This is a genomic window from Haloarcula sp. H-hyl2, from assembly GCF_056934385.1.
On record NZ_JBRIIJ010000001.1, the window covers coordinates 91,453 to 117,095 of the forward strand.

The 25,643-nt window shown below is 67.4% G+C and carries 29 protein-coding genes, 1 tRNA gene and 1 pseudogene; 19 read left to right on the plus strand and 12 right to left on the minus strand.

What is annotated here, in order from left to right; all coding sequences use genetic code 11:
* Nucleotides 1-85: 85 nt before the first annotated feature.
* The 4 genes from Hhyl2_RS00490 to Hhyl2_RS00505 all read right to left on the minus strand — a co-directional run bounded on the left by Hhyl2_RS00490 (nucleotide 86) and on the right by Hhyl2_RS00505 (nucleotide 3,652).
* Entirely contained in the window at nucleotides 86-613 is a 528-nt protein-coding gene (locus Hhyl2_RS00490) for a magnesium transporter (RefSeq protein ID WP_483550540.1), read from the minus strand.
* A 40-nt stretch (nucleotides 614-653) separates the two neighbouring features.
* Nucleotides 654-1,232 carry a magnesium transporter gene (locus Hhyl2_RS00495; RefSeq protein WP_483548745.1) on the minus strand — a complete coding sequence of 193 codons (579 nt, stop codon included), beginning with the start codon at nucleotides 1,230-1,232 and terminating at the stop codon, nucleotides 654-656.
* A gap of 62 nt (nucleotides 1,233-1,294) precedes the next feature.
* Entirely contained in the window at nucleotides 1,295-3,130 is a 1,836-nt protein-coding gene (locus Hhyl2_RS00500; RefSeq protein WP_483548746.1) for a bacteriohemerythrin, read from the minus strand.
* Between the two features lie 123 nt (nucleotides 3,131-3,253).
* Nucleotides 3,254-3,652, minus strand: a complete 399-nt coding sequence (locus tag Hhyl2_RS00505) for a universal stress protein (protein ID WP_483548747.1) — start codon at nucleotides 3,650-3,652, stop codon at nucleotides 3,254-3,256.
* A gap of 120 nt (nucleotides 3,653-3,772) precedes the next feature.
* Here Hhyl2_RS00505 and surE point away from each other — a divergent pair, with 120 nt between their 5' ends.
* From surE to Hhyl2_RS00530, 5 genes are all read left to right on the plus strand, one after another.
* Nucleotides 3,773-4,666 (plus strand): 5'/3'-nucleotidase SurE, encoded by an 894-nt coding sequence (gene surE, locus Hhyl2_RS00510; RefSeq protein ID WP_483548748.1) that lies wholly within the window; start codon nucleotides 3,773-3,775, stop codon nucleotides 4,664-4,666.
* A gap of 25 nt (nucleotides 4,667-4,691) precedes the next feature.
* Nucleotides 4,692-4,901: a YgaP-like transmembrane domain gene (locus Hhyl2_RS00515; RefSeq protein WP_483548750.1), complete on the plus strand. Its 210-nt coding sequence runs from the start codon at nucleotides 4,692-4,694 to the stop codon at nucleotides 4,899-4,901.
* 56 nt (nucleotides 4,902-4,957) lie between these two features.
* Nucleotides 4,958-6,007, plus strand: a complete 1,050-nt coding sequence (locus Hhyl2_RS00520; protein ID WP_483548752.1) for a YihY/virulence factor BrkB family protein — start codon at nucleotides 4,958-4,960, stop codon at nucleotides 6,005-6,007.
* A gap of 65 nt (nucleotides 6,008-6,072) precedes the next feature.
* The gene (locus tag Hhyl2_RS00525; protein WP_483548753.1) at nucleotides 6,073-6,423 is read left to right on the plus strand and encodes an ArsR/SmtB family transcription factor; all 351 of its coding nucleotides are present in this window, start codon (nucleotides 6,073-6,075) and stop codon (nucleotides 6,421-6,423) included.
* Nucleotides 6,423-6,737 (plus strand): DUF7521 family protein, encoded by a 315-nt coding sequence (locus Hhyl2_RS00530; protein ID WP_483548754.1) that lies wholly within the window; start codon nucleotides 6,423-6,425, stop codon nucleotides 6,735-6,737. The genes Hhyl2_RS00525 and Hhyl2_RS00530 overlap by 1 nt, the downstream gene beginning before the upstream one ends.
* Before the next feature lie 7 nt (nucleotides 6,738-6,744).
* On the opposite strand, the gene Hhyl2_RS00535 is transcribed toward Hhyl2_RS00530, so the two are convergent.
* Entirely contained in the window at nucleotides 6,745-8,145 is a 1,401-nt protein-coding gene (locus Hhyl2_RS00535; protein WP_483548755.1) for a signal recognition particle protein Srp54, read from the minus strand.
* Nucleotides 8,146-8,253: 108 nt separating this feature from the next.
* Here Hhyl2_RS00535 and Hhyl2_RS00540 point away from each other — a divergent pair, with 108 nt between their 5' ends.
* The 4 genes from Hhyl2_RS00540 to aglM all read left to right on the plus strand — a co-directional run bounded on the left by Hhyl2_RS00540 (nucleotide 8,254) and on the right by aglM (nucleotide 11,649).
* Entirely contained in the window at nucleotides 8,254-9,162 is a 909-nt protein-coding gene (locus Hhyl2_RS00540) for an AEC family transporter (RefSeq protein WP_483548756.1), read from the plus strand.
* Between the two features lie 44 nt (nucleotides 9,163-9,206).
* The gene (locus Hhyl2_RS00545; protein WP_483548757.1) at nucleotides 9,207-9,584 is read left to right on the plus strand and encodes a cupin domain-containing protein; all 378 of its coding nucleotides are present in this window, start codon (nucleotides 9,207-9,209) and stop codon (nucleotides 9,582-9,584) included.
* Nucleotides 9,585-9,629: 45 nt separating this feature from the next.
* Nucleotides 9,630-10,280, plus strand: a complete 651-nt coding sequence (locus Hhyl2_RS00550) for a bifunctional 4-hydroxy-2-oxoglutarate aldolase/2-dehydro-3-deoxy-phosphogluconate aldolase (RefSeq protein ID WP_483548758.1) — start codon at nucleotides 9,630-9,632, stop codon at nucleotides 10,278-10,280.
* Between the two features lie 61 nt (nucleotides 10,281-10,341).
* Nucleotides 10,342-11,649, plus strand: coding sequence for a UDP-glucose 6-dehydrogenase AglM (aglM, locus tag Hhyl2_RS00555; protein ID WP_483548759.1), 1,308 nt, complete (start codon nucleotides 10,342-10,344; stop codon nucleotides 11,647-11,649).
* An 8-nt stretch (nucleotides 11,650-11,657) separates the two neighbouring features.
* Here the strand turns inward: aglM and Hhyl2_RS00560 are convergent, their stop codons facing one another.
* Nucleotides 11,658-12,167, minus strand: coding sequence for a hypothetical protein (locus Hhyl2_RS00560; RefSeq protein WP_483548760.1), 510 nt, complete (start codon nucleotides 12,165-12,167; stop codon nucleotides 11,658-11,660).
* Nucleotides 12,160-12,663 (minus strand): OB-like fold-containing membrane protein, encoded by a 504-nt coding sequence (locus tag Hhyl2_RS00565; RefSeq protein ID WP_483548761.1) that lies wholly within the window; start codon nucleotides 12,661-12,663, stop codon nucleotides 12,160-12,162. The genes Hhyl2_RS00560 and Hhyl2_RS00565 overlap by 8 nt, the downstream gene beginning before the upstream one ends.
* Before the next feature lie 123 nt (nucleotides 12,664-12,786).
* Here Hhyl2_RS00565 and Hhyl2_RS00570 point away from each other — a divergent pair.
* From Hhyl2_RS00570 to Hhyl2_RS00580, 3 genes are all read left to right on the plus strand, one after another.
* Nucleotides 12,787-12,859, plus strand: a tRNA-Pro gene (locus Hhyl2_RS00570).
* 482 nt (nucleotides 12,860-13,341) lie between these two features.
* Complete coding sequence (gene trmY, locus Hhyl2_RS00575; protein ID WP_483548762.1) at nucleotides 13,342-13,938, plus strand: tRNA (pseudouridine(54)-N(1))-methyltransferase TrmY; 597 nt, start codon at nucleotides 13,342-13,344, stop codon at nucleotides 13,936-13,938.
* Between the two features lie 101 nt (nucleotides 13,939-14,039).
* Nucleotides 14,040-16,214, plus strand: a complete 2,175-nt coding sequence (locus Hhyl2_RS00580; RefSeq protein WP_483548763.1) for a hypothetical protein — start codon at nucleotides 14,040-14,042, stop codon at nucleotides 16,212-16,214.
* Nucleotides 16,215-16,244: 30 nt separating this feature from the next.
* Here Hhyl2_RS00580 and Hhyl2_RS00585 read toward each other — a convergent pair whose 3' ends face one another.
* Both Hhyl2_RS00585 and Hhyl2_RS00590 read right to left on the minus strand, forming a co-directional pair.
* A complete protein-coding gene (locus Hhyl2_RS00585) occupies nucleotides 16,245-17,888 on the minus strand; it encodes a DUF3604 domain-containing protein (RefSeq protein ID WP_483548764.1) in 1,644 nt (547 codons plus the stop codon).
* 42 nt (nucleotides 17,889-17,930) lie between these two features.
* A complete protein-coding gene (locus tag Hhyl2_RS00590; protein WP_483548765.1) occupies nucleotides 17,931-18,056 on the minus strand; it encodes a hypothetical protein in 126 nt (41 codons plus the stop codon).
* Between the two features lie 85 nt (nucleotides 18,057-18,141).
* Between Hhyl2_RS00590 and Hhyl2_RS00595 the strand changes: the two genes are divergently transcribed.
* The 4 genes and pseudogenes from Hhyl2_RS00595 to tgtA all read left to right on the plus strand — a co-directional run bounded on the left by Hhyl2_RS00595 (nucleotide 18,142) and on the right by tgtA (nucleotide 20,950).
* On the plus strand, nucleotides 18,142-18,687 hold the full coding sequence (locus Hhyl2_RS00595) for an NUDIX hydrolase (protein ID WP_483548766.1): 546 nt from the start codon (nucleotides 18,142-18,144) through the stop codon (nucleotides 18,685-18,687).
* Nucleotides 18,688-18,729: 42 nt separating this feature from the next.
* The gene (locus tag Hhyl2_RS00600) at nucleotides 18,730-19,005 is read left to right on the plus strand and encodes a hypothetical protein (protein ID WP_483548767.1); all 276 of its coding nucleotides are present in this window, start codon (nucleotides 18,730-18,732) and stop codon (nucleotides 19,003-19,005) included.
* A pseudogene (locus tag Hhyl2_RS00605) lies at nucleotides 19,002-19,435 on the plus strand (type II toxin-antitoxin system VapC family toxin). The gene Hhyl2_RS00600 and the pseudogene Hhyl2_RS00605 overlap by 4 nt, the downstream one beginning before the upstream one ends.
* Before the next feature lie 42 nt (nucleotides 19,436-19,477).
* Nucleotides 19,478-20,950 carry a tRNA guanosine(15) transglycosylase TgtA gene (gene tgtA, locus Hhyl2_RS00610; RefSeq protein ID WP_483548768.1) on the plus strand — a complete coding sequence of 491 codons (1,473 nt, stop codon included), beginning with the start codon at nucleotides 19,478-19,480 and terminating at the stop codon, nucleotides 20,948-20,950.
* Nucleotides 20,951-20,966: 16 nt separating this feature from the next.
* Here tgtA and Hhyl2_RS00615 read toward each other — a convergent pair whose 3' ends face one another.
* Genes Hhyl2_RS00615 through Hhyl2_RS00625 form a run of 3 tightly spaced genes read right to left on the minus strand, consistent with a single transcriptional unit; the run spans nucleotide 20,967 to nucleotide 22,179 of the window.
* Nucleotides 20,967-21,338 carry a CBS domain-containing protein gene (locus tag Hhyl2_RS00615; RefSeq protein ID WP_483548769.1) on the minus strand — a complete coding sequence of 124 codons (372 nt, stop codon included), beginning with the start codon at nucleotides 21,336-21,338 and terminating at the stop codon, nucleotides 20,967-20,969.
* A 53-nt stretch (nucleotides 21,339-21,391) separates the two neighbouring features.
* On the minus strand, nucleotides 21,392-21,652 hold the full coding sequence (locus tag Hhyl2_RS00620; RefSeq protein WP_483548770.1) for a hypothetical protein: 261 nt from the start codon (nucleotides 21,650-21,652) through the stop codon (nucleotides 21,392-21,394).
* 32 nt (nucleotides 21,653-21,684) lie between these two features.
* Entirely contained in the window at nucleotides 21,685-22,179 is a 495-nt protein-coding gene (locus Hhyl2_RS00625) for an N-acetyltransferase family protein (protein WP_483548771.1), read from the minus strand.
* Nucleotides 22,180-22,275: 96 nt separating this feature from the next.
* Between Hhyl2_RS00625 and arcS the strand changes: the two genes are divergently transcribed.
* The 3 genes from arcS (at nucleotide 22,276) to Hhyl2_RS00640 (ending at nucleotide 25,630) form a co-directional block, all read left to right on the plus strand.
* Entirely contained in the window at nucleotides 22,276-24,063 is a 1,788-nt protein-coding gene (gene arcS, locus Hhyl2_RS00630; protein ID WP_483548772.1) for an archaeosine synthase subunit alpha, read from the plus strand.
* A 77-nt stretch (nucleotides 24,064-24,140) separates the two neighbouring features.
* Nucleotides 24,141-24,515: a VanZ family protein gene (locus Hhyl2_RS00635; RefSeq protein ID WP_483548773.1), complete on the plus strand. Its 375-nt coding sequence runs from the start codon at nucleotides 24,141-24,143 to the stop codon at nucleotides 24,513-24,515.
* 38 nt (nucleotides 24,516-24,553) lie between these two features.
* Complete coding sequence (locus tag Hhyl2_RS00640; RefSeq protein WP_483548774.1) at nucleotides 24,554-25,630, plus strand: archaeosine biosynthesis radical SAM protein RaSEA; 1,077 nt, start codon at nucleotides 24,554-24,556, stop codon at nucleotides 25,628-25,630.
* Nucleotides 25,631-25,643: the final 13 nt, after the last annotated feature.

Here is a 25,643-nt window from a genome sequence, read left to right on the forward strand (position 1 = left end):
GACGACTCCGCTGTGGAGAGTTCCTGGCTGGGCAGTCGTGAGCCGATCGCCTTCCTGCACAGCAGGTGCCCACTCGTCGTCGGCGTCAGACCAGCACTCGGACCACGCCGAACAGGACGAGCACGCCCAGCACGTCACAGACGTTCGTGACGACGGGGATGACGACGTCGTCGGGGTCGAGTTCGAACCGGTAGGCGGCGTAGGTCGTCACCGTCGTCACCAGGATGGCCAGTACTGCCAGCGTGATCCCGCTGAGCGAGGCGACGGCGACGACGGTCCACAGACCCAGTCTGGCTCCGCCCAGCAGCGACTGCAACAGCCACGCGCCGGCACCCACCAGCGGGAACACCGTCAGCGCCAGGCCGACGGTGGCGACGGCGTTGCCGCCCAGTCGGTCGTCGCTCGGGTCGAACGACAGCAGCCCCAGGTGGACCGCCGTCGAGAGCCGCGAGGCGAGGATGCTCCCGAGGTTGCCGGCCATCCCGATAGTCACCGGGACCAGCACGAGCAGCGAGGGGTACTGCAACAGCGTCTCCTCGAAGGTGTCAAGCACCAGCCCGCTCCCGAGTTCGATGGCCGTCAGCACCACCAGGACGGGGAGCATCGTCCGCATGATGCCTTTCACCGACCACTGTGCTTCGTAGCCCGACACGCTAGCCGCCCCCCAGCGCCAGGACCAGTCGGGTCGCCAGCAACAGCGTCGCGATACCGACCACGTCACCGGTCGTCGTCACCACTGGGCCTGCCAGTGTGTCGGGATTCAGCCCGCGGCGGTAGCCGACGAAGACCACCGTGACGACGGCGACGGTGAGCAGGAGGCCCGAGACGAGGCCCGCGATCAGCGCGATGCCGACCAGCGTCGGGAGCGACGCCGACGGCCGACCGAGCACCGCGAGCACGGCGACCGTCATCACCGCCGCGAGGCCGCTGACCAGGACGCCGTTGGCCAGCGCCGCCGAGACGGCTGCGTTGACCCGGTAGTCGCCGGTCGAGAAGCGTGGATCGATCAGCCCCTGGTGGAGCGCAGAGCCCAGGCGGGCCCCGAGCGAGCCGTAGACGTTCCCGCGGGTCGCCAGCAACGCGGGGACCAGCACGAGCAGGCCGGCGACCTGCTCCAGCTCGGCGTCCATCCCGCCCAGGACCACGCCCGCGAAGAGGCCGCCGACGGCGCTGAGGCCCAGCACGGGCAGTGCCTCCCGGTAGGCCTCGACGGCGACCTCGCGGACGGTCATTGTGCGTGGGAACTGGCGCCACTGGCAAAAAGGCCCGCGGTCGCCGCGATACTGTAGCCGTGTCAGTCCCGGTCGGTCCGGTACAGTCGCCCCGACTCGTCGAACGCGCCGTAGTCGCCGGTGTGGTACCACTCGCCCTGCGTGGCGCTGACGGCGACGTCGCTGGTCTCCCAGTAGCTGTCGACCACGTGGTCGCCCCGGAACACGATCTCGCCGTCCTCGGCGACGGCGATCTCGGTCCCCGGCATCGGACTCCCGAGCGCGTCCGGCGCGGACGACCCGTGGCTGGTCAGACAGCCGACGCCGGTGAGTTCGGTCGCGCCGTACACCTGGCTCACCGGGACGCCACAGCCCCAGAAGAAGTACAGCAGATCCGTCGGCAGGTGTCCCAGCCCCGAGAGCGCGTGCTCGACGTCGCCCAGCCCCAACTGCTCACACAGCGGCCCGAAGACGAGTCGGGCGGCGGCCGACTCCGTCAGCGAACTGCCGGCGCCCTCGCTGAGTGCCTCGCCGCGTTCGATGGCGGCGCCGTCGGCCAGCCGCCGTTTCACGCCGCCGAGGTCGTCGATACGGTCCTGGAAGACGTCGTGGAGGTGCTCGTAGATCCGCGGCACACCGACGAGGACCTCGGGTTCGACGGCCCGCAGTCCCGCGACGATATCGTCGGGCGGCAGATAGGCGGTCCCGGCACCGTTGTCCCAGCAGTAGTACGTCGCCACTCGCTGGAAGATATGGGACAGCGGGAGCAGACAGGTCCCGGTCGTGCCCGCCGAGATCGGGAACTGATTGCCGAGCATCGCCACCGCCGCCAGGAGGTTCCGGTGGGTGATCGCACGGCCCAGGGGGTCGGCCTCCTGGCCGAGCTGGTGGACGACGGTGGCGACGTCGTCCGGGTCGGCGTCGAACCCCGGAAGGGAGTCGGGCGTCGCGGTCGGGAGAGACTCGAGCGTGAACACCGTGTCCGCGACTGCCGTGACCGCCTCGCTGGCCTCGTCGTCGGTCACCAGGACGGAGATTCCGTCGGTGGTCTCGGTCGCCACCGCCCGTTCGTCGCTGAACGCCGGGTAGATCGGCACCGAGACGAACCCGGCCAGGTGACAGGCCACGTCGACGACCGACCACTCGTCGGATGGCTGGGCACGGATCCCGACCGGAGTCCCCGGTTCGACGCCCGCATCGAGGAGGCCGGCGGCGACCTCGCGGGCGTGCTCGTAGAACGCCTCGAAGGTCCGGGTCTCGACGCCGCTGTTCGTCGGGACGTACGCGATCGGTCGGTCGCCGTAGCTCTCCGCGAGGTCGGCCAGCCAGTCGGCCATCGTCCCCTGTGGGATCGAGACGGCACCGCCGACGTGGACGTCGCTACCCAGTTCGACCGTCGCAGCGTCGGCTGCCGGCTCGTAGGTTCGCTCGTCCGCTCGGTCGGTGTTCAACTTCCCGGGGCTGTACTCGTAGTCGTCGGGCACCGACTCGCGGTAGTAGCGCCCGTAGTTCTGGTCCTCGTCGCTGGCGGCGATGTGGGCGTCCAGCCAGTCGCGGGCGAACTCCAGGACGTCCATCGTGATCGGTTCGCCGTTCTCGTGGCGCTGTCGGAACTCGCTGACCGTCTGGGCGAACTCCTCGTGCATCTCCCGGTGGTTGTAGAAGCAGTCAGCACAGTCCATCGCGTACCCACAGTCCTGCATGAACTCCTCCTCGTCGCCGAAGTGGTACTCCGTGTACCGCTCCAGTTCCCGGAGGATCTCGCCGACGGTCTCCTCGGAGTGTCCCTCGTCCATCGCGACGTAGAGATCGTTCAGCAGGCCGAAGAGGTGCTTGTGCTGCTCGTCGAAGCGGTCGATATCCGTGCTGTACCGGTCGTCGATCCACTCGATGAACGTCCCGTCCGACCGAGATTCCATACGAACGTGTTCGACATCGAATACAAAAATCGGGGTTGGCGTTCCCAGGTGCTGAAAACGGGACGGCGCTGCCGTCGTCCATCTATCTCGGACGAGCGGCACGCAGGGTGGCCGCTGGCTGGCCTACGTGCCTCGCCCGCTACAGACCAGCACCGGCCGGTCGGTGTCGAGGACGACGCGCTGTGTGACACTGCCGAACAGTACTTTCCCGGTCGGCGTGCGCTTGCGCCCGGCGACGACGATGAGGTCGGCGTCGACCTCGTCGGCCGCGTCGAGGATGCCGTCGGCGGGGTTGCCGGTCGACGACGAAAGCGAGACGTCCAGTCCGCCTTCGACCAGCGTCTCGCGGGCACGCTGGACGGCGTCGATGTCCTCGACCGATCGGTCCGCCTGCGGCTCGTCGAAGGTATGCTGGAGTGTGACGTGGACCGTCTCCGCGTCCAGTGGCATGTCCAGAACCTCCTCGGCCTGGATCCGCGCTCGTGCCTCGTTGTCGTCGATGCCGATGACGATCTCGTACATTGCTATCTAGACCGACGGCCCCGTCCCCCGTCAGCGTACTGGTCGTGTCATCCAGTCGGCGCCGACGCCTTCCGGCCGGGACCGAAGCGTTGACCGTCGCCGCTCCCCGACCGAGAGACGATGGCCGAGCCAGCGGTCCTCCTGACGAACGACGACGGCATCGACGCACCGGGACTGACGAGCATCTACGAGGAACTCACCGCGGTCGCGGACGTGACGGTCGTCGCGCCGAGCGAGAACCAGAGCGGCGTCGGACGGACCCGCAACCACCGTACCGTCCGCGAGTCCCACCCCTGGGGATACGCGCTTGCCGGGACGCCCGCTGACTGTGTCGCCTACGGCCTGCGGGGCCTTGAAACCGACTTCGATCTGGTGGTCTCGGGCTGTAACCACGGGCCCAACGCTGGCAACTACCTCGTCGGCCGGTCGGGGACCGTCGGCGCCTGCATCGAGGCCGCGTTCCTCGGGACGCCCGGCATCGCCGTCTCGGCGTACCACGGCGAGGACTTCTTCGTCTCGCCGCCCGAATCCTACGACTTCGACCGGCCGGCCCGCGTCACCCGCGAGGTCGTCGTCCGGGCGCTGGCCGACGATGCCTTCGACAGCGCGGACATCCTGAACGTCAACGTCCCCGTCGACGTCGCCGACCCGGCGATGCGCCTGACCGAACCCCACCACGACTACGATCTGGTGGTCGACCACGAACCGGCCGAGGACGGCGGCCCCGGCGACGCGTCGGCGGCGGTCGGCGCCGAGGACGACGACGGCGACATCGCGCTCCGGGACGTCGTCTGGCCCGAGACCGTCGGCTGGGAGAACCCCTTCGGCACGGACGCGGATCTGGACGAGCGCTACCCCGTCGGGAGCGACCGCCGGGCGCTGGTCGACGGCGAGATCAGCGTCTCGCCGCTGTCGGTCCCGGCCACCAGCGTCTCGGACCCCACGCTGGAGGGACTCGTCGCCGGGTTCAACGAGAACGAGGCGGCGCGGCAGCGCGCCGGGGGCAACGATTAGGGTTCTGGCGTCCTCCCAGTCGCGTATGTCGCTCACACGTAACGTCGGCGGGCTCGACCGCCTGGCTCGTGGACTGCTCGCCGTCGTGCTGACCGTGGTCTCGCTCCGTGCACTCACCGACGGCCGACACACCGTCGCGCTGCTGGCCGGCCTGGGTGCGCTCGGTGCCGGTTTCAACGCCACAACCTGCTTCTGTGGCCTCAACGCCGCGCTCGGACTGGACACGTCGGACTGACGACCGCCTGGAGGCCCGCAGCCGGCTTATTTGTCGGTGGCCGTCGAACCCCCACTATGCACGTCAGTCGGGGCCGTATCCGTGAGGTGCTGCTGGCCATCGTCCACGAGGTCAGGACGGAGAAGATCACCTTCCTAGCGGGGTCGATCGCCTACCACGCGTTCCTCTCGATCCTGCCGCTGTTGTTGTTGTTGCTGGCGATCCTCCAGCAGGCCCGGAATGTCGTCCTGCGTGATTCGATCGTCCGCATCATGGAACTCGTCCTGACCAGAGAGGCCAGCGACGTCATCCAGCAGGGACTGGCCCAGGCCGACACTTCGGTGTCGCTGCTCGGGATCGGCATCCTCGTCTGGGGGGCGCTGCGCATCTTCCGCGGCCTCGACACCGCGTTCTCCGACATCTACGAGACGGAGGGCGCGAACACCTTCGTCGATCAGATCGCCGACGGCCTGCTCCTGCTCGTGACGGTCGCGCTGGCCATCGTCGCAGCCAGCGTGCTCGGCGATCTCGTCGCGGTCGACGGCGACGGCCTGCTCGCGGCCCTGCTCCGGGGCGCGGTCACCGTCGTCGGCCTCTTCCTGGTCTTCTACCCGATGTACTACATCTTCCCCGATGCGGACTGCTCGTTCGTCGAGGTGGTGCCGGGGACGGCCTTCGCCGCGGTCGGCATCGCCGTCGCGCAGGTCGTGTTCACGACGTTCAAGTCCGGCGGCGCCGGCGGGAACCTCGTCGCCAGCATCCTCGTGTTGCTCACCTGGCTCTACGTCGTTGGCCTGGTGATCCTGCTGGGTGTGGCGATCAACGCCGTGCTCTCGAACCGGTCGCGGGACGTCGACATCGACCCGGTCATCGGCGGCGTCGCACGACGGAAGGCCCCTCGCGAGGCGAACGTCGACCGCGAGCAACTCCTGGCCGACCTGGACGCCCTCGCAGCGCACTTCCGGGACCGCGGCGAACCGGTCCGGATCGAACTCGACGGCCGGACGGTCGAACTCGAACGGCCACAGGTGGCGAGCGTCGACCGCTCCAGTGCCGTCTTCGGGCTGGACAACTCCGTCGGGCTGACGTTGCGGTGGTGGCCCGACGGCGGGGACCGCGATGACTGAGTCGCGTTCGCCGACCCAGCGAACGCGCCTCCCCCTTTTACTGACAGCCGTGACTACAGCCGAGCGTGGCCGGTGACTGTGACCCCGCTGCCGTGTTCGCCCTCCTCGACGACGAGTACGCGCGTTCGCTGCTCGCCGCCACGAGTCACGAACCCATGACAGCAACCGAACTCAGCGACCAGTGCGAGATGTCGCTCTCGACGGTGTATCGACGGCTCGACCAGCTCGAAACCTGCGGGCTAGTCGCGGCCGAGACGGTCCCCGACCCCGACGGCGACCACACGAAGACCTACGAGGCCCGGCTCGACGAACTCCTCGTCACCCTGGAAGACGGCGAGTTCGGGGTCAGTCTCTCGACCACCTCGACGACGGCGGAGTTCGCCGACGCCTTCACCGACCTCTGGGAGGGACTGTGATGGAGATCGCCGGGCTCGACGCACGGACCTGGGTACGGATCGGGCAGGCGATCTGGTGGCTCTCGTCGCTCGTCGGCCTCGCGATCGTCGCTCTCGCGGTCGCCGGCTACCGGCGAAACCGGAGCACGTCGATGCTGTTTCTCGGCGCTGGCATCGCCACGCTGACGGTCGTGAGCTTCGCGACGACGCTGCTCGCCGCCCGCCTGTTCAGCCGGACACATCTCTCGGCGATCCTCCCGGCACTGGACGGACTCACACAACTGGTCGGGATGGCGTTGATCCTCTACGCGATCGTCCTCGCCCGGCGGGAGTGAGCCGCCCTCACCCGAACGGGCCGCCGGGACCGCCCATCCCGCCCATGCCGCCACCGCCGCCGCCCTGCTGTTGCATCTGTTTCATCATCCGCTCCATGTCGCCGTCGCCCATGCCCTGGAACTGCTTGAGCATCTGTTCCATCTGGCGGTGCTGTTCGAGCAGTTCGCGCACCCGCTCTGTGGGCTTGCCCGCCCCCTGGGCGATGCGCTCGGTCCGGGACTGGCCGACCACGCGGGGGTTCTCTAGCTCCTCCTCGGTCATCGAGTCCATGATGACGTCGAAGTCCTGCATGCGCTCCTGGGTGACGTCCAGTGCGTCGTCGGGCAACTGGTCCATCAGCCCGCCGCCCATCCCCGGGATCATGTCGAGCACCTGATCGAGCGGCCCCATGTTGTTCATGGTCTGCATCTGCTTGCGCATGTCCTTGAGGGTGAACGGGCCGTCCATCATGTCCTCGGGGTCCCAGTCGTCCTCGTCCTCCCCGGTCTCCTCCATGGCCCGCTCGACGCGCTCGGTCAGTTGCTTCAGGTCGCCCATCCCGAGCAGTCGGGAGATGAACCCGGAGGGCTCGAAGCGCTCGATGTCCTTGACGGTCTCCCCCGACCCGAGGAACGCGATGGTCGAGTCGGTCTCGTTGACCGCCGCCAGCGCGCCCCCACCTTTCGCCGTCCCGTCGAGTTTGGTGATGACGACGCCGTCGATGCCGATGGATGCCTCGAAGTCGGCGGCCTGGCTCTTGGCGCTCTGGCCCATCGCCGCGTCCAGCACGAGCAGGTTCCGGTCGGGGTTCACTTCCTGCTCGATGCGTTCGATCTGGTCGATGAGCTCCTGGTTGAGCCCGTCACGACCGGCCGTGTCGACGATGCGGACGTCGGCGTCCTTCGTCGCTTCCAGACCCTCCCGGGCGATGGTGACGGGGTCGTCCTCGTCGGGGTCGCCGTAGAAGTCGACCTCGGCGCGCTCGGCCATCTGCTTGGACTGGTCGTAGGCGCCGGGGCGGTCGGTGTCGGTCTGGATGATCGCCGGCCGGAGTCCCTTCGTCGAGAACCACCACGCCATCTTGGCCGCGGTGGTCGTCTTCCCCGACCCGTAGAGGCCGGCGAGCATGATGGTCTGCTCTTCGAGCGGGAGATCCGTCGACTCCCCGACCATGTCGACCAGTTCCTCGTAGACGATCCGGAGCACCCAGTCACGCGGTGTCGTGCCGGCCGGCGGCTCCTCGTCCAGCGCGCGTGACTTGATGTTGTTCGAGAGCTCCTGGACGAGACCGACGTCGACGTCGGCCTGGAGCAGCGAGCGCTGGATCTCCTTGACGATGTCCTCGATGTCCTCCTCGGAGAGCCGTGACTTCCCCCGGAGGTCGTCTAAGGTCCCCCTGAGTGAACTGCCGAGATTATCGAGTACCATTGTTGGTCCGAGGTACGCGACCGCACCGGTAAAGGCTTGTTGTCACAGCGAGGACTCGATCGGCGACGTTTCCGAAGGCTCAAACCCCTGAATCGACCACCATCGGACATGGACGCAGCCGGCCGCTTCGCGTACCTGCTGGGGATGCTCGCGGTCGGCGTTGGCGCCCGCTGGGTCGGGTTGCTCGACGAGCACCGGCGCGACCGACTCAACGCACTCGCGTTCTACGTCGTCCTCCCGTCGCTGATCTTCGTCTCGACGTACGACCGGGCGCTGGCGACGCTGCTGTCGCCCTCGCTCGTCTTCGGTGTGTGGGTCGTCGTCTTCGCCACCGTCGGGATGGCGTGGCTGGTTCACCGCCGGCGGAGCCGGGCCGACCGCCGCGGGGTCGCCGTCGTCCAGTCGTACCACTCGAACCTGGGGTATCTCGGGCTCCCGCTCGTGGCAGCCACCTTCGGCCCGGACGCGACGGCGACCGCAGGATTGTTGCTCGGCCTCGTCACGCTCACGCAGGTACCGGTCACCGTCTGGGTGCTCGTCACCGTCGCCGACGCCGAGGTGTCCGTGCGGGCGCAGCTGCGCGAACTCCTCACGAACCCCGTGCTGATCGCGCTGGCGCTTGGCATCGCCGTCGCGTGGTTCGGGCTCGGTGTCCCCGCACCCGCCGTCACCGGCCTCTCGCTCGTCGGCGAGCTGGCGCTCCCAGTGGCGCTGATCCTCGTCGGATCGGCTCTGGAGGTCGATCAGTCCGTCGTCGACCCGACGGCGACCGCCACCGTCGTCGCGCTCAAACTCGGCTGGATGCCCCTGGTGGCGTGGCTCACCTTCTCTGCGCTGGGGGTCGACCCCGCCGTCTTCACCGCCAGCGTCCTGATGCTCGGGATGCCCACGGCCGTCTCGACGTTCGTCTACGCGACGGAACTGGGCGGGGACACCGAGTTCGCCTCGCTGAACGTCTTTGCGACGACGCTTGCCTCGGTCGGGACGCTGTTCGTTCTCATCCTGTTGCTGGGGTGACTTCCGGGGAGAAATTGTTTCTCCGGGGCACTGCAACGCCAGCTATGGCCTACCACCATCTCGACCCTGACGCCCTGCCCGAGACCGAGGACTACCCCTGTGACCGTCGCGGCATCTCCGATGCTGCCGAGTTGCACGCGCTCCACGCCGCGACCTACGCGATGGACCCTGGCGAGCAGTTGCCCCGCACGTACCACTACCACCAGCAGCGTGAGGAACTGTTCTACGTCCTCTCGGGGACGCTGCACGTCGAGACGCCCGACGGGGAGTTCGTCGTTCCTGCGGACGAGGCCTTCGTCGCCGAACCCGAGAGTCCCCACCGGGCGTACAACCCCGACGACGCCGACGGCCCCGTCCGGGTGCTCGGCGTCGGCGCACCCAAGACCGATATCGCGCTGCCCTACGATCCCGACGGGGACTGACACCTTCCACATACGTTTTTGCCCCCTCCCCACGCACCCGCAGCCATGACGAGCAAACAGGAGACTCAGCAACGACTCATCGACAGCGGCGTCACGGCCGTCCTCCGTGGCATCCCCGAGGAACAGATGGTCGACGTCGCGACAGCCATCCACGAGGGCGGCGTCACCGCGCTCGAACTCACCGCCGACGCCAAGCGGTGCTCGGACATGATCGCCGCCGTCGACAAGGAACTGGAAGGGACCGATGCCATCATCGGCGCCGGCACGGTCATGGACGCCGCCGCCGCCCGCAACGTCATCGAGGCCGGCGCGGAGTTCGTCCTCGCGCCGAACCTCAACGAGGACGTCATCGACGTCTGCAACCGCGAGGGCGTCGTCTGCATTCCCGGCGTGATGACACCGACCGAGGCCGCCCAAGCGATGGAGGCCGGTGCGGACATCCTCAAGATGTTCCCTGCCTCGACCGTGGGTCCCGGCCACATCGGCGCGCTCCAGGGCCCGCTCGGTGACGTCCCGATCATGCCGACCGGCGGCGTCTCGACGGACAACGTCGCGGAGTACTTCGACGCCGGCGCGGTTGCTGTCGGCGCTGGCTCCGCGCTGGTCGACTACGAGGCCATCGAGAACGACGACATGGACGGCGTCCGCGAGAGCGCCGCCGCGTTCGTCGAAGCCGTCGAGGCCGCTCGCGAGTAGTCCTCACTCGACCCGCTCGAACCCGGAATTATCAAGAAACCCGGTCGCCAACCCTCTCCCAATGCACGTCAGCATCGTCGGGAGCGGGTACGTCGGCACGACCGTCGCCGCCTGTCTCGCCGACCTCGGCCACGAGGTCACGAACGTCGACATCGACGAGGGTATCGTCGCTGCGATCAACGACGGCGAGTCGCCGATTCACGAACCCGGCCTGGACGAACTGGTCGCCGAACACGGCGGCAACCGCCTGCAGGCGACCACCGAATACGGGGTCGTCCCCGAGACCGACCTGACGATGCTTGCTCTGCCGACCCCCTCGAACGAGGACGGTAGCATCGACCTCGCGTACATGGAAGCGGGCGCCGAGTCTATCGGCGAAGCGTTGGCTGCCGCGGAATCGGACACCGAGGATCCCCATCTCGTCGTCACCAAGTCGACGGTCGTCCCGACGACGACCGAGAAGCGACTCGCCCCGGCCATCGCCGCGGCCGGCCTCGAACGCGGAACGGACTTCCTGGTCGCCTCGAACCCCGAGTTCCAGCGCGAGGGGACCGCCGTCGAGGATTTCCTGCACCCCGACAAACTCGTCTTCGGCGCCGACGACGAGCGCGCCTTCGCCACGCTCCGGGACCTCTACGCCCCGCTCGTGGCGGCCGCTGACCACGAGGTCCCGACCGTCGAGACCGGCATCGCCGAGGCCGAGATGATCAAGTACGCCAACAACACCTTCCTCGCGAGCAAGGTCAGCCTCATCAACGATATCGGGAACATCTGCAAGGTGTTCGGCGTCGACGCCTACGAGGTGGCCGACGCCATCGGTCTCGACGACCGCATCGGCGAGCAGTTCCTCCGGAGCGGCGTCGGTTGGGGGGGCTCTTGTTTTCCAAAAGACACGAACGCCATCATCGCCGCCGCCCGCGAACGCGGCTACGACCCGGCGGTCCTCTCGGCGGCTGTCGAACTGAACGACGCCCAGCCCGGCCGCCTCCTCTCGCTGCTGGACGACCACGTCGACGTCGCGGGCAAGCGAGTCGCCGTACTCGGACTGGCGTTCAAGCCCGGTACTGACGACATCCGAAACACGCGTGCGGTCCCGGTCATCGAGGGGCTACTCGACCGCGGGGCCGAGATCGTCGCCTACGACCCAGTCGCGACCGAGAACATGCGCGAGCGGTATCCCGACATCGAGTACGCCGACTCGGCGGCCGACGCTCTGGACGGCGCATCCGGCGCTGTCGTCGTCACCGACTGGGACGAGTTCGCGGCACTGGACGAGGAGTTCGATACGATGGCCGACCCCGTCGTGGTCGACGGCCGTCGGATCGTCCAGCGGCGTGACGGAATTACCTACGAAGGACTGACCTGGTAGCCCGGCCGTTATCGCGTCGCTCCGGCAGAGTCCTCACGGCCGAACACGAACCGATCTAGCGCGAAGACGACGAGCGCGACACCCACCGCCAGCACTGTCACGCGGCTATCGGACGTCACGTAGAGGCTCGGTGTCGGCGGACGCCAGTAGATCGGATAGAGCCAGAAGTTGCTTCGCCCGTCGGCGAACATTCGCATGCCGTCGACGACCAGAGCGCTGGCTCCGCCAGACAGTAACGCCGCGTAGGCACGTCGTCGCAGGCCGTCGCCGAACAGGAGCGCGATACCGGCGCCGATGACGAGGACGCCACCTAGCGAACTGATCGGCGACCAGGTGAATCCGTAGCTGACTACGGACTCGACCACCGTCGAATCGACGACGAGTTCGATCTTGCTCAGGTCGGGAATCGCCGCCCCACCCATCGCGACCGGGACCCAGCGGCGGTCGAATTCCCAGTGCCACCCGGCGACGGTCAACAGGACGTACGGGACGAGGACGTGTGTGAGTAGCTCAGCCATCTTCGTCCTCCCTGGGCACGAACGCCCACTGTCCGGTGTCGGGCCGCCAGCGACGGAGGAAGAGGACGAGGACCAAGACAGCCCCGACTGCCGAGACGCCGTACTTCACAGTGGTCGAGGAGCCGACTGGATTGACGACCACCACATTCGTCGCCTCGATGGTGTTGCCCGGCTGGAGTGTGCCGTAGACCTGGACGACACCACCCGGTTCGACAGCGGCATCGAAGCCGGTTACGGACAGTTCGAGTGGCCCTGCCGAGGTTTCCTGTCGAATCGTCGCTGTCTTGCTGGCCCGGTCGACTGACTGCACGGTCCCCCACAGGAGCGTCTCGCTACCGACGTACGGCTCGTAATCGGTAGCGATCTCGTCACCATCGGGATACGGCCAGTGCTGCTCCGACTGTGGGCGATCCATCCCCGCATGTAGCCCCATCCCAAAGACCAGTCCCAGGAGCACAACGGTAGTCACGACGCGACGAGCGAGCGTCCACTCCACGCGGGTAGGTCAACGCGTCTCTGAATAGCTGTTACGCTTTGGGAGACTCCGCCGGGGCCTGTCGGTCCCGCCGTTCCGGAAGGGTTAAAAATATCACCACCATTGGCCTAGTTGCTATCGCACGGGCCGGTGGGGTAGCCTGGTATCCTTCGGCCTTCGGGTGGCCGTAACCGCGATTCGAATTCGCGCCGGCCCACTTTTGCGCCGCGAACAAAGCCGTGAGCGGCGCACACGTGAGAGGCGCGAATTCGGGCAGGGAAGTCGCAGCGCGAACGGTGTGAGCGACCGTCTTCCCGTGTTCGACCTTCGCGCCGGCCCATTTTCCCACATCTCTCTCGACGAGTCCAGCTGTTAGTGTGGACTCGACCGCGCTCCCCCAGGGTCGCTGTCACTCGCGTCTACTCTCACAGGATGCACTCATCGCGACCGACCAACACTGAACAGTAAGAGATCCGAGAGGGAACGTCAGACGTCGCGACCACAGGAGAGACAGACTGTCGGCAGCCAGGGCTTGTCCTCGTGGACTGGCTGTTTCCCATCGCAGTGCGAACAGAACTCGGTTTTCGTCGCCATCACCTAGTGGTGTGGTAGCACGGTAGTTAAAGATTAGCGTGCGGACAGGTATTGCGACCGGCCGGCTGTCGATGCACGTAAGTCGGTGCTGGTCCAGAGGCAGGTATGCGCCAGTTCGTCGTCGTCGGCCACGACGCGCCGACAACGCCCGAGTTCTCGTTAGACGATCTCGCGGGCGGAGCGGGACGGCTTGACGTCCTCTGTCGGTGTGTCACGAGCGCGTTCTTCCTGAGCCACGCCATCCGTGAGGACGTCCGAACGCATCTCGTGTTGGCAGACGAGTACACGATCACGTTCGACGGGGCGGACCTGCGGCGACTCAATCCGGACGAGCGGTCGACTGCCGCGCTGGTCAGGAAGGCACTCGAAGAACGCGAGGAGGCCATCGGACACATCCCGGTCGAGACGTCGCCGGGGGTCTCGCTGACCCGGCGGGGGTTCGAGGGGACTCTCGACGACGTCGCTGCGGACGGTACCGTGGTGCAGTTACACGGCGAGGGGGACCCGGTCGTCGACGTTCCCACGCCGACCGATCCGGTCTTCGTGCTCTCCGACCACCACGACTTCGCAGACGAGGAGGCGGCCCTCCTCGCAGAGTACGCCGACGAGCGCGTCTCAGTGGGCCCGGAACGACTCCACGCCGACCACGCCATCACCGTCGCACACAACTACCTCGATACCGACGGGTTCACGGTGTACTGATCGGCTGGCCGGAAGACCTATGGCTCGCTGTCCGTACGTGGCCGGTATGTCTGCTGTCCCTGCCCGCCATCTGAGTGTCCCCGATATTGGCCCACAGCACGATGAGTGACAGTCCTGGAATCGACCGACGAACCCTGCTCACGACGCTCGCCGGAGCCGGGACCGCATCGCTCGCCGGCTGCCCGCTCGGCGCCAGAGAGGAGGACGGGGAGACCGTCCAGGTAGCGGGCGACAACGACACCGAGTCCGGCACCCAGGACGGGAGTTCGAACCCCTACGCCGACCTCTTGCGTACGTATGCGCCGACACTCTACTTCGATAGCGCAGAACAGTGGTTCCCGACGGACCCGCGTCCGTACACGAGCGACCGTGACGGTGAGACCATCGTCGACGGGTTCGACGCGTTCGACGGCTACCACGCCGCCTTCGAAGCGGGCGACCCGCCCGACCCGACCGTCTTCTACAACGTCGTCGAATACGAGGAGTCGCCACTCGTCGCGATCCAGTACTGGCTGTACTCGGCGTTCGATCAGTTCACGACGAACTTCCACTGGCACGACTGGGAGGTGTTGCACGTCTTCGTCGACACGGACAGCGGCGAGCCACAGTTGTACGTCGCCAGTTCGCACTCACGGAAGGTGCCCAACAACGAGTATCTCGACCCGGCACCGGAGATGGTCCCGCGTATCCTCTCGGAACTGGGCTCACATTCGAGTGCGCTGTCGGTCAACGACGTCCCGGACCAGTTCCAGCGGCTTCCGGTCGACGGTGGTTTCGCCGACATCACGAACAGCGCCCTCGAAGGTATCGAGGACGTCGCGTCGTTACCGGTCGCCTACGGGTTGCCCCGAGACGAAGGGTCCCGGCTCCCGTACGTGGTCCCAGAACTCGATGGCGCGCCACTGTACGAACACGAACGGCTGCCCAACGTCGACCGCTCGGCGCTCGTCCCGTCGGAACTGACCGTGCGGTCCTTCGAGGAGCTATCGTCGCCACCGTCGGCACTGCCCGAACGTGAGAACGGGCTGGTCTTCGAGCACAGCGGACGTGAGTCGTCGGGGGATATCGAGTACGAGCTGGTCCCGACGACCGCTATCGAGCACATCACCGACTTCACCGGTCCACAGCTCAGTTTCGAGTTCAGCGTCCCGAAAGCCGCGGAGGACGCCATCTCGGGACACATCTCGACGACGGGTGCGCCCTGGGGACAGCCACGCTACGAGAACCCCGCGGCCGACATCACTGATTCGGGTCACCGACGTGAGTTGTCCCAGCGGTACGATGCCATCGGCGCCCCCGCCCCGGGAACCGTCGTCGTCGGGACCGTCGCACAGACGGTCGTGGACCCGGACGCACCCGACGGGAGCGGCGTCACGACCCAGTCCTCTCCCGTCGAGGCCGTCGCCCTGCTGGAGAGTGAGCCGGAGGCCGTGCCGACGTTCGCCGGGACCGCCGTCGTCCAGGACGTCCCGCCGGGCGACCACCGACTGACGGTCAACGCTGCCGGGTCGGCCCCGCACAGTGAGCAGGTGACCGTGGCCGACGGTGGCGGGGAGGCGCCGACACCGACCGTCGCTGGGGTCGACGGCCAGATACCGCTCGTCGCGAACGAGGACGCCACGCGGCTCACGGTCGATCCGGCAGACGCCGACAGTGAACTGACGAACCTGGCTATCGACGACGACTTCGGCGGACGGCTGTACGACGCCCCGCTGACCGGGCCGGACGCCGTCTACGTCCACAGCGGCGGAGCCTACACCACGGAAGTCCGGGACGCCGACGACGCCGTCGGTGCCATCCGCGTCAACCCCGCGGCCGATGCCGCGTCGGTCGCCATCGAGAACCCCGCGACCGGGAAGGCCTCGCTGGCGCGATTCCTGGTCTCGATCGTCGAAGAGACACAGACCGACGTCGTGGCAGCGACGGGCGTCGACCCCGACGACGTCTCGGCCGAGGACGTCACGGACGCACTGGGCGACGCCGTGACCGGTGGCGGCAACGGTGCGACCGGCTCCGCCAATGCCGTGCGTGGACTGACGACCGCCCTCGCAGCGGTCGCGACCGCGGCTCAGCGGGCGGCTGACCGGGCCGACTCGGGTGACCGCACTGGTGCGAACCAGCAGCTTCGTGGTGTCAGCAACGCGCTACAGCAGGTCGGGGACAGACTGGCGACGGCCCGGTCGGCGCTTTCCGGCCCGCTCGCGAACGCTGCCGACAGACGGCTGGACGAAGCGACCCGACGGGCCGAGCAGGCACGACAGCAGACGAAACTGTGACTACTGTCGCGTCGCCGTTGACACGCGCTCTCAGTCACGCACGCTGGCCCACAGCGGACCCACCCACGCCAGTCCACCGTCGGCCTGGACCACGCGGAGGTAGTAGCAGTCGTCGTCGGTCCTGCGCTCGCCGTCGTAGGTCATCCCGGTGACCGGTTCGTCGTCGATCAGCGTGGCTGTCGTCGTGAACGTCGACAGACCGGCGTCCGCATCTTCGGTTCCTTCGAGGGAATAGAGAAGCTCAGTGTTCTTGATCACCTCGACCACTTCGATGGGTGCGGTCCCGGCGACGTCGATCCCGATAGTCCGTGGCGTCGTCGGGTCGTCGACCTCGACCGTCGAATTGGCATCTCCAACAGAAATACCTTCGAGAGAGAAATCTACGAGGATGCGGTTCGGTTGACTGGTCCCGTAGACCCGGCGGGACTGGAGTGCGTCGAAGACAGCGTCGCGCGTGTGCTCGGTCGCGCGGAACGCCGTCAGCCCACCGGGATGGCTCGGTTCGTTCCAGAGCCGCCAGATGTGGCCCCAGCCGATGCCGTCCTCGCGCCACTCGGCGAGACTCGGGAGGTGCGGTTTCGCGTGGACGAGCGAGTGACCTGGGTGGGGGCCGTGGTAGTCCGAGCCGGCGAGCATCCCGACACGGTACCCCATCGACAGGGCGTCCTGAACGTAGTAGCCATCCTCGTCGATCTCACCCGATCCCATCGTCACCGGCCGGCGGTTGCCCTCGCGGCCGGGGTACTCGCTGGACCCCCACTGGGAGTACACTTCGACCAGCGGGGCGACCTCGTCGTCGTAGTCGACACTCGCGAAATCGAAGGGGTACATCGACTCGGCCGGGTGGTGTGGAATCGCGATAGCGTCGTTGTCGCTCTCGGCGTTCCACTGGCGGAGTCGCTCGAACAGTTTGTCGTAGGTGTTGCTCCTGGTCGTGAGCGAATCGAACAACGGCGCACCGTCGCTGTCCCGGAAGTAGATGTTGACGTGCCCGCCCATGTGGGGCTGTTTGGTCCACTCGTAGGCGAACAGCGTCACGAACTCGCCGGGGTCGTGAAGCCGGTCGGTCCTGGCTTTCATCGCCTCGAAGTTCGAGCGATGCATCAGCCAGCGCTGGGCCTCCGGCGGGATGAAGAATCCCATCGTGTCGTGGTCGGTGTAGGCGACGACGTCCAGGTCCATCACGTCCCGGCCGAAGCGCATCCCTTTGAGCATGGACCCGGCGCCGTCCGAGAACTGCGAATGGAGGTGGATGTCGCCCCACAGCGTCCGTCGCTCCGGTTCAGACTCGTGGACACGGACCGGGTTACTGTGGAACTGCCGGCCGGTCGCCGCGTCGGTCAGCGTCAGGTAGTGTGTCCCCGGCGTGGCGAACTCGATGCCCGACTGTGTGGTGTAGCCGTTGTCGGCGGGTTCGATCTCGATTCGGTCGGGGACGGTCGCGCTCTCGTCGGTCGTACGCAGGCGAAACCGGCGGTCGGTCGTGTGGAGTCGTTCGTATTCGTCCCACGTCTGGACGGTCGCGGTGATCGACTCGCCGGCGACCGCGTCGGAGGGAACGATCACGTGTGCACGGTCGAACCTGCCTGTTCGGCTGTTCCACAGGTCCCTGACCGAGGGTCGGCGCTCGGCGAACACCTTCGCGACTTCGGCGAACTTCGCGAGGACCGACATGCCGATAGAGAGGTGGTCACCGACAAAAGACGTGTCGGCGGGTTACAACCCGAGCCAGCGAGCAACTCCGCCCGCCAGCGCCACGAGCGTACCGGTGATGAAGGTTCCCGGGAGGGGGAGGACGAACAGACCGAGACCGACCAGGATGACGGCCGTCGATATTCTCATACATTTACACTTATCGCCAGGCACTGGTACGTCTTGTGGCCACCCTACCGTCACGCGTTTGATGCCCGCGCACACAGAGACGGCTATGGTAGACGACCTCGCCTGGGAGACACTCGCCGCCGAGACCGCCTACGACTGTCCGGGGTTCGACGTGGTCCACGAGGACGTCCGGTTGCCCGACGGCACCGAGACGGACTTCGACTACCTCCGGGAGGGCGACAGCGTCGTCGTCCTGCCGTTCACGCCCGACGGTGACGTCGTCGTCATCGAGGAGTGGCGACAGGCTGTCGGCCGCTGCAATCGCGGGTTGCCCGCCGGGAGCATGGAGGACCACGACGCTGACCCGCGGGCCGCCGTCGACCGCGAACTCCGCGAGGAGACCGGCTACGAGGCCGGCGACGTCGAGTTCCTCTACACGGCCGAACCGGCCAACGGCTACGCCGACTCGGTGTTCCACTACTTCCTCGCCGCGGACTGTGAACCGACCGGCCAGCAGGACCTCGATTTCAACGAGTCCATCCGCGTCGAGACGACGTCCTTCGAGGACCTGCTGGAGAGTGTCCGGTCCGGGGACCTGCGGGACGGCCGGTCTGCGGTGGGGATCATGTACTACGCGCTGTTCGAACGATAGCGGTACCAACGTTTATTCAGTAACGAACGGTGCGCTACAGCAATGGTAACGGCAGTCAAGGTCGACGAGGATGCCAAGTCCCGTCTCGAAGAGTTACAGGCCGAGATCCGACTCGAGACGGGGCGGAACGTCACGCAACAGGCCCTCCTCTCTCGTCTCATCGACGATGCCTACCAGTCCCGCGAGGAGTTGATCGACTCGTTCCGTGAGGAGACCGTCCCGCTCTCCGACGACGAGAAGCGGGCGATGCGAGAGGGGCAGTTCTCTTCCGGTGTCGAAACGGACGAATCGGACATCGACGATATCCTCTACGGATGAGTGTGCTGGTCGATACCGGCGTCCTGTACGCCGAACACGACAGGGACGCGAGTAGACACAGTGGCGCGATGGATGCACTCGACGCCGTCTACGACGGTGACCTCGGACAACCCTACGTCAGCGAGTACGTCTACGACGAGGCAATCACGCTGACGCTCCAACGCAGCGGCTCACACGAGCCAGCCGACGACTCGGCCAGCGAATCCGCGGTGCTGGCCAGTTTCCGCGGGCGTACGAACTCCTGCACGTCTCGAAGGAGACGTTCGAAGCGGCCGTGGAGGTATTCGAACGGTACGACGACCAGCGGTTGAGCTTCACCGACGCAGTTCAGATCGCGCAACTCCGTGCCCAGGATATCGATCGGCTTCTCAGCTTCGACGACGATTTCGACGGTCTCGTCGAGCGCCGTGACCCCGCTGGGCTGTCGTAGCGGAACACAACCCTTAGGCGCGCGCCGCGTCCACCGCAGGTAATGAGCCACTTCGAGGTCAGGACCTACGACGCCGCGGGACGGGTGGGTGAACTCACCGTCCCCAGGGCCGGGGTCACCGTCGAGACGCCGACGCTGATGCCGGTGGTCAACCCCCACGTCCAGACGGTCGCGCCGGCGACGCTCGAATCCGAGTTCGGCGCCGAGATCCTCATCACCAACAGCTACATCCTGCATGGCTCGGACGAACTCCGTGAGCCGGCCCTCGACCAGGGCCTGCACGACCTGCTCGATTTCTCGGGCGCGATCATGACCGACTCGGGGTCGTTCCAGCTGGCCGAGTACGGCGAGATCGACGTCACGACCGAGGAGATCCTCCAGTTCCAGCAGGAGATCGGGAGCGACATCGGGACGCCGGTCGACATCCCGACGCCGCCGGACGTCGCCCGCGAGCAGGCCACCGAGGAACTGGCGACCACACAGGAGCGCCTGGAACGGGCAACCGAGGTCGACACTGGCGAGATGCTCGTCACCGCGCCGGTCCAGGGGGCGACCTTCGCGGATCTCCGGGAACGGGCCGCTCGTGAGGCTGCCGGGACTGGACTCGACGTCTTCCCCATCGGCGCGGTCGTCCCCCTGATGAACGAGTACCGCTACGACGACCTCGTCGACGTGGTCGCGGCCAGCAAGCGCGGCCTGGGCGAGCGGGGCCCGGTCCACCTGTTCGGCGCCGGCCACCCGATGATGTTCGCGCTGGCGGCCGCGCTGGGCTGTGATCTGTTCGATTCGGCAGCGTACGCACTGTACGCCCGCGACGACCGCTATCTGACCGTCCGGGGGACCGAACACCTCGACGATCTGGACTACTTCCCGTGTCAGTGTCCGGTCTGCACCGACTACGACCCGGCCGAAGTCGCGTCGATGGGCGCCGACGACCGGGAGGAACTGCTCGCTCGCCACAACCTCCACGTTACCTATGGCGAGATTAGGACGGTCCGGCAGGCCATCCGAAGTGGGAACCTCCTCGAACTGGTCGACTCGCGTGCACGCGGCCACCCGACGATGCTCGACGGCTACCGGACGCTGCTGGACCACGCCGCGCAACTGGAGCGGACCGACCCGGTCTCGAAGGACGCCTTCTTCCACACCTCGACCGAGAGCGCCCGCCGCCCGGAGGTCCTACGGCACCAGGAGCGACTCGACCGCTTCGATCTCGACGGCGAGGACGTGCTGTTGACCGAGGGGGGATCGAATAGCAGCTACGACGAGACCTGGGGCGTCGTCCCGCCGTTCGGGCCCTATCCACGGGAACTCTCGGAGACATACCCGCTGACCGCGGAAGTGCCCGAGCGGACCGACCGCGCCGCGTACGAGGCGGCCGCAGACGGGGTTGCACGGCTCGTCGACCTCCATCCGGACGTGTCGTTCACGCTGGTCCACGACGACTGGCCGGCGACGGCGCTCGAACGGGTGCCCGACGCCGTCGACCTGCGGGACCTTCACGCCCGCGAGTAGATCACACGTCCCTCGCTCAGTGCATCTCGCCGGTGATGTCCGACGAGGAGACCATCCCGATGTAGTCGTCGTCGACGACCGGGAGGTGGTTGATCCCGAAGTTCGTCATCATCGCCGCCGTCTCGGTCAGCGGCAGTTCGGGTGGCACCGTCTCGACGGACTCGGTCATCAGGTCCGAGACGAGCAGGTCCGCGGTGTCCAGTTCCTGTGCGACCGCATCGAGGATGTCGGTACTGGTGATGATCGAGGGCGGTGCGGTCGTCACGAGCAGCGCGCTGATGTCCTTGTCACGCATGAGGGCCGCCGCCTCGACGATCTCGGCGTCCGGCGAGATGCGTTCCAGGGGCGTCGTCATGATGTCTTTTACGAGGGTTCGGTCGTCTCCCATAGGCCCACCAAAGGTCGGCCAGGGGTATTGATGTTTGTGTCGTCCGGGTGATCTCACCGGGTGTCGTCGCTCGGTTCCAGCCGGCTCCCGTCCCGCGGACAGTAGTCGTAGGACTCCACGGTCGCCTGGAACCCACAGTGGGGACACTCCTGGACGACGTTCGGCCCGTCGTCACCGAGCCCGCGGAACAGGAACGGCACGAACGGCACGAGCAGAAATACGAGCAAGGTATCGAAGTACCACCACAGAGCGACCGTCACAAGAAGGCTCGCGACCAGCCCGACGGCGGCGGTGGCGGTTCGAGATCCGACCATAGACCTGGTATGTGTCCGGGGCCGAAAAGCCCTCATACCGATTTCGTGTAGACGTACTCCGCGACGTCGAGGTGCTCGTCGTAGCGCTCGCCCGTCCGGGTGAACCCGCAGGCCTCGTAGAAACCGATGCCGACGTCGTTGCCGGCCATCACGACGAGGCGGAGCCTGTCGGCGTCGCGGTCCCGGAGCCGGGCTTCCAGCTCCGACAGCAGCGCACTCCCGACGCCCTTTCCCCATCGGTCGGGGTGGACGTAGATCCGCGAGAGCGACCACGTGCCGTCGGCCTCGTCTGTCGGTCCCGACCCGGCGAAGCCGACGACACGCTCCCGTGTGGTCGCCACGAGGAAGATCCGCCTGTCGTCGGTGATCGGATCGACGAGACTGTCCTCGTCGTAGTGGCGCTGGAGGAAGGCATCGACGACGTCGGGGCCGACGATGTCGTCGTGGGCGGCGTGCCAGGCGCGCCGGGCGACCCGCTGGACCGACTCGACGTCGGCGGGCCGACCGGCTCTGACAGTCACGTCCATGTCCTGCGGTTCTCCTAGACAGTACAAAAATTTGATGTGTGAGCGCCGAGTCCCAGAAGAGCAAGATAGTTGGTCGCCCGTGGCGGATGGGTGGGCATGACCGACTACTTCGAGGTCCACGAGCGCGACGCCGCCGCGCGACTGGGCGAGCTTCGCCTCGCCGAGTCCGTGACGACGCCGGCACTCGTGGACGACGTCGACGCGGACACACCCGCGGACCCCCATCGGATTCTGGCCGACGCCGGGAGCCAGTGGGCGACCGAGCCCGAAGAGCCCGAGGGCGACGAGTCGACGCTGACGATCCTCCCGCATCGTGGACTCCCCGCGGGGACGCCCGACGAGGTGAGCGAGGCCTTCGCCGCCGATCCCGGGGCTGTCGCGTTCCCCAGTGCCGCCGTCGTCTCGCCCGACACCGCCGCCGACCACGGGACCGACAGCTACGTCCTCTCCGGGGCGCCCGGCGTCGTCGGCCACGCCGCTGCGTTCGTCGACGCGGTGACGACCGTCCGGGCGGCCGTCCCGGCCGACACGGCGCTCTATCTCCCCGGCGTCGCCACGCCCCGCAACGTCGCGACGCTGGTCTACGCCGGCGTCGATCTGGTCGACCCGCATCGGGCCGTCATCCGGGGCACCGAGGGGCGGTATCTCACGACCGACGAGGCGTACTTCCTGGAGGACCTGGACGAACTCCCCTGTGCCTGTCCGGCCTGCCAGACTCCCCGGAGCGAGTTCGACCGGCAGGACTGCGCAGCGCACAACGTCTACGCGCTCGCCGCGGAACTGCGCCGGGTCCGCCGCCGCATCCGTGACGGCCGACTGCGCGACTACGTCGAGGGCCAGGCCCGCCAGGACAACTGGCTGACAGCGACGGTCCGACGACTGGACCAGGAGTACGGTTACGTGGAAGAGCGGACGCCGCTGGTCCGTCGGGCCGAACTCGCGGCCGCGACCGAGGACGCCATCCGGCGCGTCGAGATCCAGCGGTTCGCCCAGCGGGTCACCGAGCGCTACGTCCCGCGGTTCGACGACCGACCGCTCGTGTTGGTCCCGTGTTCGGCACGGAAACCCTACAGCGACTCCCAGAGCCACAAGCAGTACCACGACGCGATCAAGTGGCGTGCCCACGTCGTCTCGATGACCTCGCCCATCGGCGTCGTCCCCCAGGAACTGGAACTGACCTACCCGGCCCAGCACTACGACTCGGTCGTGACGGGCCGCTGGAGTGCCAACGAGATCGAGTTCGTCTCACGGGTCCTCGAACAGTACCTCGAGGACGCGGACTACCCAGAGATCATCGCCCACGTGCCCGGTGAGGGCTACCGTGACATCTGCGAGCGCGTCGCGGACGCACTGGACCTGGAGTTTACCTACACCGTCACCGACCACCCGACGACAGCTGACTCGCTGGGGAACCTCGCCGCCGAACTGGAGGGGTGGGACAGGTATCCCAAGCGGGAACGCGAGCACAACACGATCCGCGCCGTCGCCGACTACCAGTTCGGGGCCGGCGCCGGCGACGAACTGTTCGACGACCTCTCGACGCAGGGGCGGTATCCGCAACTCAGAGCCGACGACAGCGATGGCGAGCAACTGGCGGCGCTGGCCCAGCAGTATGGGACCCTCTCGCTGACGACTGCGGGGGCGCGCCGCTGGGTCGAGAGCGACGTGCCGACCAAGACTGTCGAGATCGAGCCGTTCGTCCCGCACGGCTCCGTGCTGGCGCCTGGCATCGTCGATGCCAGCGACGACATCCGCGTCGGTGACGACGTCGTGGTCCAGGGCGACGCCGCCTTCGGCGTCGGCCGCGCCGAGATGAGCGGGCTGGAGATGCAGTCCTCGACGCGGGGCATCGCGGTCCAGATGCGCCACACCGACGAGCGCTAGGATGTTTTCGACGCGGTCGACGTCGGTTTGTCCCGGTGACCGCGCGACTTATCGGCCGTGGTGGCGAACGCTCCGGTATGGACCTGTCAGGGCATCGGCGCCATCTCCCCGCCGTCGCGGTCGCACTGGCCCTGCTGGTCGCCTCGCTCGTTCCGGTCCCCGAGAGCGCCGGGGAACGGGTCCCGACGCTGCTGGGGCTGGCGCTGGACAAGTGGGTCCACGCGCTCGGTTACGCGGCCCTCGCCGGGACTCTCTCGTGGGCGCGCGACGTGCGCACGGCCGGTTCGGCACTGCTTCTCGTCGTCCTCGTCACCGCCTACGGCGGGGGAATCGAACTGTTGCAGGGGCTCGTCCCTTCCCGGGGAACGAGCGGTGCCGACCTGGTGGCCAACGCCGTCGGGGCGGCGGTCGCCGGAGTGGGCTGGCTCGCCGTCGGCCGGGACGGCGACTAACGCAGGAGATTTACGGCCCCGTCGGTTACTCCGCGCCAATGAGCAAGCCCAGTCCCGAAGTCTACGAGCAGGGCAAGGGCATGGACGCCCACAACGCGGTGATGCGCGACATCCGGTCGCGCAACGACTCCACCTACGACCCCCGCGAGCCCACGCGGGTGTGGATCGACGAGGACAACACGCCCGACGGAGTCTACCAGAGCCTGACGATCATCCTGAACACCGGCGGCTGCCGGTGGGCCCGCGCTGGTGGCTGTACGATGTGTGGCTACGTCGCCGAGTCCGTCGAGGGCGGCAGCGTCGCCCACGAGGACCTGATGGCCCAGATCGACCACTGTCTGGACCACGAGGCCGAGGAAGCCGACGACGAGAGCGGCCTCATCAAGATATACACGTCGGGCAGTTTCCTCGACGAGCGTGAGGTCCCGGCCGAGACCCGCCAGGCCATCGCCGAGACGTTCAGCGACCGCGAGCGCATCGTCGTCGAGTCGCTGCCGGACTTCGTCGAGGACGACCGCGTGAGCGACTTCGTCGACGTGGGCCTGGAGACCGACGTCGCGGTCGGCTTGGAGACCGCCACGGACCGCGTGCGCCACGACTGCGTGAACAAGTACTTCGACTTCGCCGACTTCGAGGACGCCTGCGCGGCCGCCCAGGAGGCCGGCGCCGGCATCAAGGCGTACCTCCTGATGAAGCCGCCCTTCCTCTCCGAGCAGGAGGCCCTCGACGACATGATCTCGTCGGTGCGACGCTGTGCCGGCGTCGAGGGCTGTCACACCGTCTCGATGAACCCCTGTAACGTCCAGCGGTACACGATGGTCGAGGAACTCTACCACGACGGCGGCTATCGCCCGCCGTGGCTCTGGTCGGTCGCCGAGGTGCTGGAGTCGACCGCGGACGAGGACGTCATCGTCGTCTCGGACCCCGTCGGCCACGGCAGCGACCGCGGGCCGCACAACTGCGGGGAGTGCGACGACCGCGTCCAGCGCGCGATCAAGGACTTCGACCTGCGCCAGGACCCCAGCGTCTTCGAGCAGGTCGACTGTGAGTGTGAAGCGACCTGGGAGGCGGTTCTGGAGCGCGAGCGGAGTTACTCGCTGCCGCTCGCGCGGTGACGGTTTCGGGGGC

Coding starts and splice junctions, on each gene's coding strand:
- Hhyl2_RS00520 (WP_483548752.1), top strand. CDS start 4,958: ATGCACGTCAGTCGGGGCCGTATCCGTGAGGTGCTGCTGGCCATCGTC.
- Hhyl2_RS00585 (WP_483548764.1), bottom strand. CDS start 17,888: ATGTCGGTCCTCGCGAAGTTCGCCGAAGTCGCGAAGGTGTTCGCCGAG.
- Hhyl2_RS00640 (WP_483548774.1), top strand. CDS start 24,554: ATGAGCAAGCCCAGTCCCGAAGTCTACGAGCAGGGCAAGGGCATGGAC.
- Hhyl2_RS00580 (WP_483548763.1), top strand. CDS start 14,040: ATGAGTGACAGTCCTGGAATCGACCGACGAACCCTGCTCACGACGCTC.
- Hhyl2_RS00515 (WP_483548750.1), top strand. CDS start 4,692: ATGTCGCTCACACGTAACGTCGGCGGGCTCGACCGCCTGGCTCGTGGA.
- Hhyl2_RS00635 (WP_483548773.1), top strand. CDS start 24,141: ATGGACCTGTCAGGGCATCGGCGCCATCTCCCCGCCGTCGCGGTCGCA.
- Hhyl2_RS00535 (WP_483548755.1), bottom strand. CDS start 8,145: ATGGTACTCGATAATCTCGGCAGTTCACTCAGGGGGACCTTAGACGAC.
- Hhyl2_RS00615 (WP_483548769.1), bottom strand. CDS start 21,338: ATGGGAGACGACCGAACCCTCGTAAAAGACATCATGACGACGCCCCTG.
- Hhyl2_RS00600 (WP_483548767.1), top strand. CDS start 18,730: ATGGTAACGGCAGTCAAGGTCGACGAGGATGCCAAGTCCCGTCTCGAA.
- Hhyl2_RS00595 (WP_483548766.1), top strand. CDS start 18,142: ATGGTAGACGACCTCGCCTGGGAGACACTCGCCGCCGAGACCGCCTAC.
- Hhyl2_RS00490 (WP_483550540.1), bottom strand. CDS start 613: ATGCGGACGATGCTCCCCGTCCTGGTGGTGCTGACGGCCATCGAACTC.
- surE (WP_483548748.1), top strand. CDS start 3,773: ATGGCCGAGCCAGCGGTCCTCCTGACGAACGACGACGGCATCGACGCA.
- Hhyl2_RS00500 (WP_483548746.1), bottom strand. CDS start 3,130: ATGGAATCTCGGTCGGACGGGACGTTCATCGAGTGGATCGACGACCGG.
- Hhyl2_RS00495 (WP_483548745.1), bottom strand. CDS start 1,232: ATGACCGTCCGCGAGGTCGCCGTCGAGGCCTACCGGGAGGCACTGCCC.
- Hhyl2_RS00625 (WP_483548771.1), bottom strand. CDS start 22,179: ATGGACGTGACTGTCAGAGCCGGTCGGCCCGCCGACGTCGAGTCGGTC.
- arcS (WP_483548772.1), top strand. CDS start 22,276: ATGACCGACTACTTCGAGGTCCACGAGCGCGACGCCGCCGCGCGACTG.
- aglM (WP_483548759.1), top strand. CDS start 10,342: ATGCACGTCAGCATCGTCGGGAGCGGGTACGTCGGCACGACCGTCGCC.
- Hhyl2_RS00545 (WP_483548757.1), top strand. CDS start 9,207: ATGGCCTACCACCATCTCGACCCTGACGCCCTGCCCGAGACCGAGGAC.
- Hhyl2_RS00620 (WP_483548770.1), bottom strand. CDS start 21,652: ATGGTCGGATCTCGAACCGCCACCGCCGCCGTCGGGCTGGTCGCGAGC.
- Hhyl2_RS00550 (WP_483548758.1), top strand. CDS start 9,630: ATGACGAGCAAACAGGAGACTCAGCAACGACTCATCGACAGCGGCGTC.
- Hhyl2_RS00540 (WP_483548756.1), top strand. CDS start 8,254: ATGGACGCAGCCGGCCGCTTCGCGTACCTGCTGGGGATGCTCGCGGTC.
- Hhyl2_RS00590 (WP_483548765.1), bottom strand. CDS start 18,056: ATGAGAATATCGACGGCCGTCATCCTGGTCGGTCTCGGTCTGTTCGTC.
- Hhyl2_RS00560 (WP_483548760.1), bottom strand. CDS start 12,167: ATGGCTGAGCTACTCACACACGTCCTCGTCCCGTACGTCCTGTTGACC.
- tgtA (WP_483548768.1), top strand. CDS start 19,478: ATGAGCCACTTCGAGGTCAGGACCTACGACGCCGCGGGACGGGTGGGT.
- Hhyl2_RS00505 (WP_483548747.1), bottom strand. CDS start 3,652: ATGTACGAGATCGTCATCGGCATCGACGACAACGAGGCACGAGCGCGG.
- trmY (WP_483548762.1), top strand. CDS start 13,342: ATGCGCCAGTTCGTCGTCGTCGGCCACGACGCGCCGACAACGCCCGAG.
- Hhyl2_RS00530 (WP_483548754.1), top strand. CDS start 6,423: ATGGAGATCGCCGGGCTCGACGCACGGACCTGGGTACGGATCGGGCAG.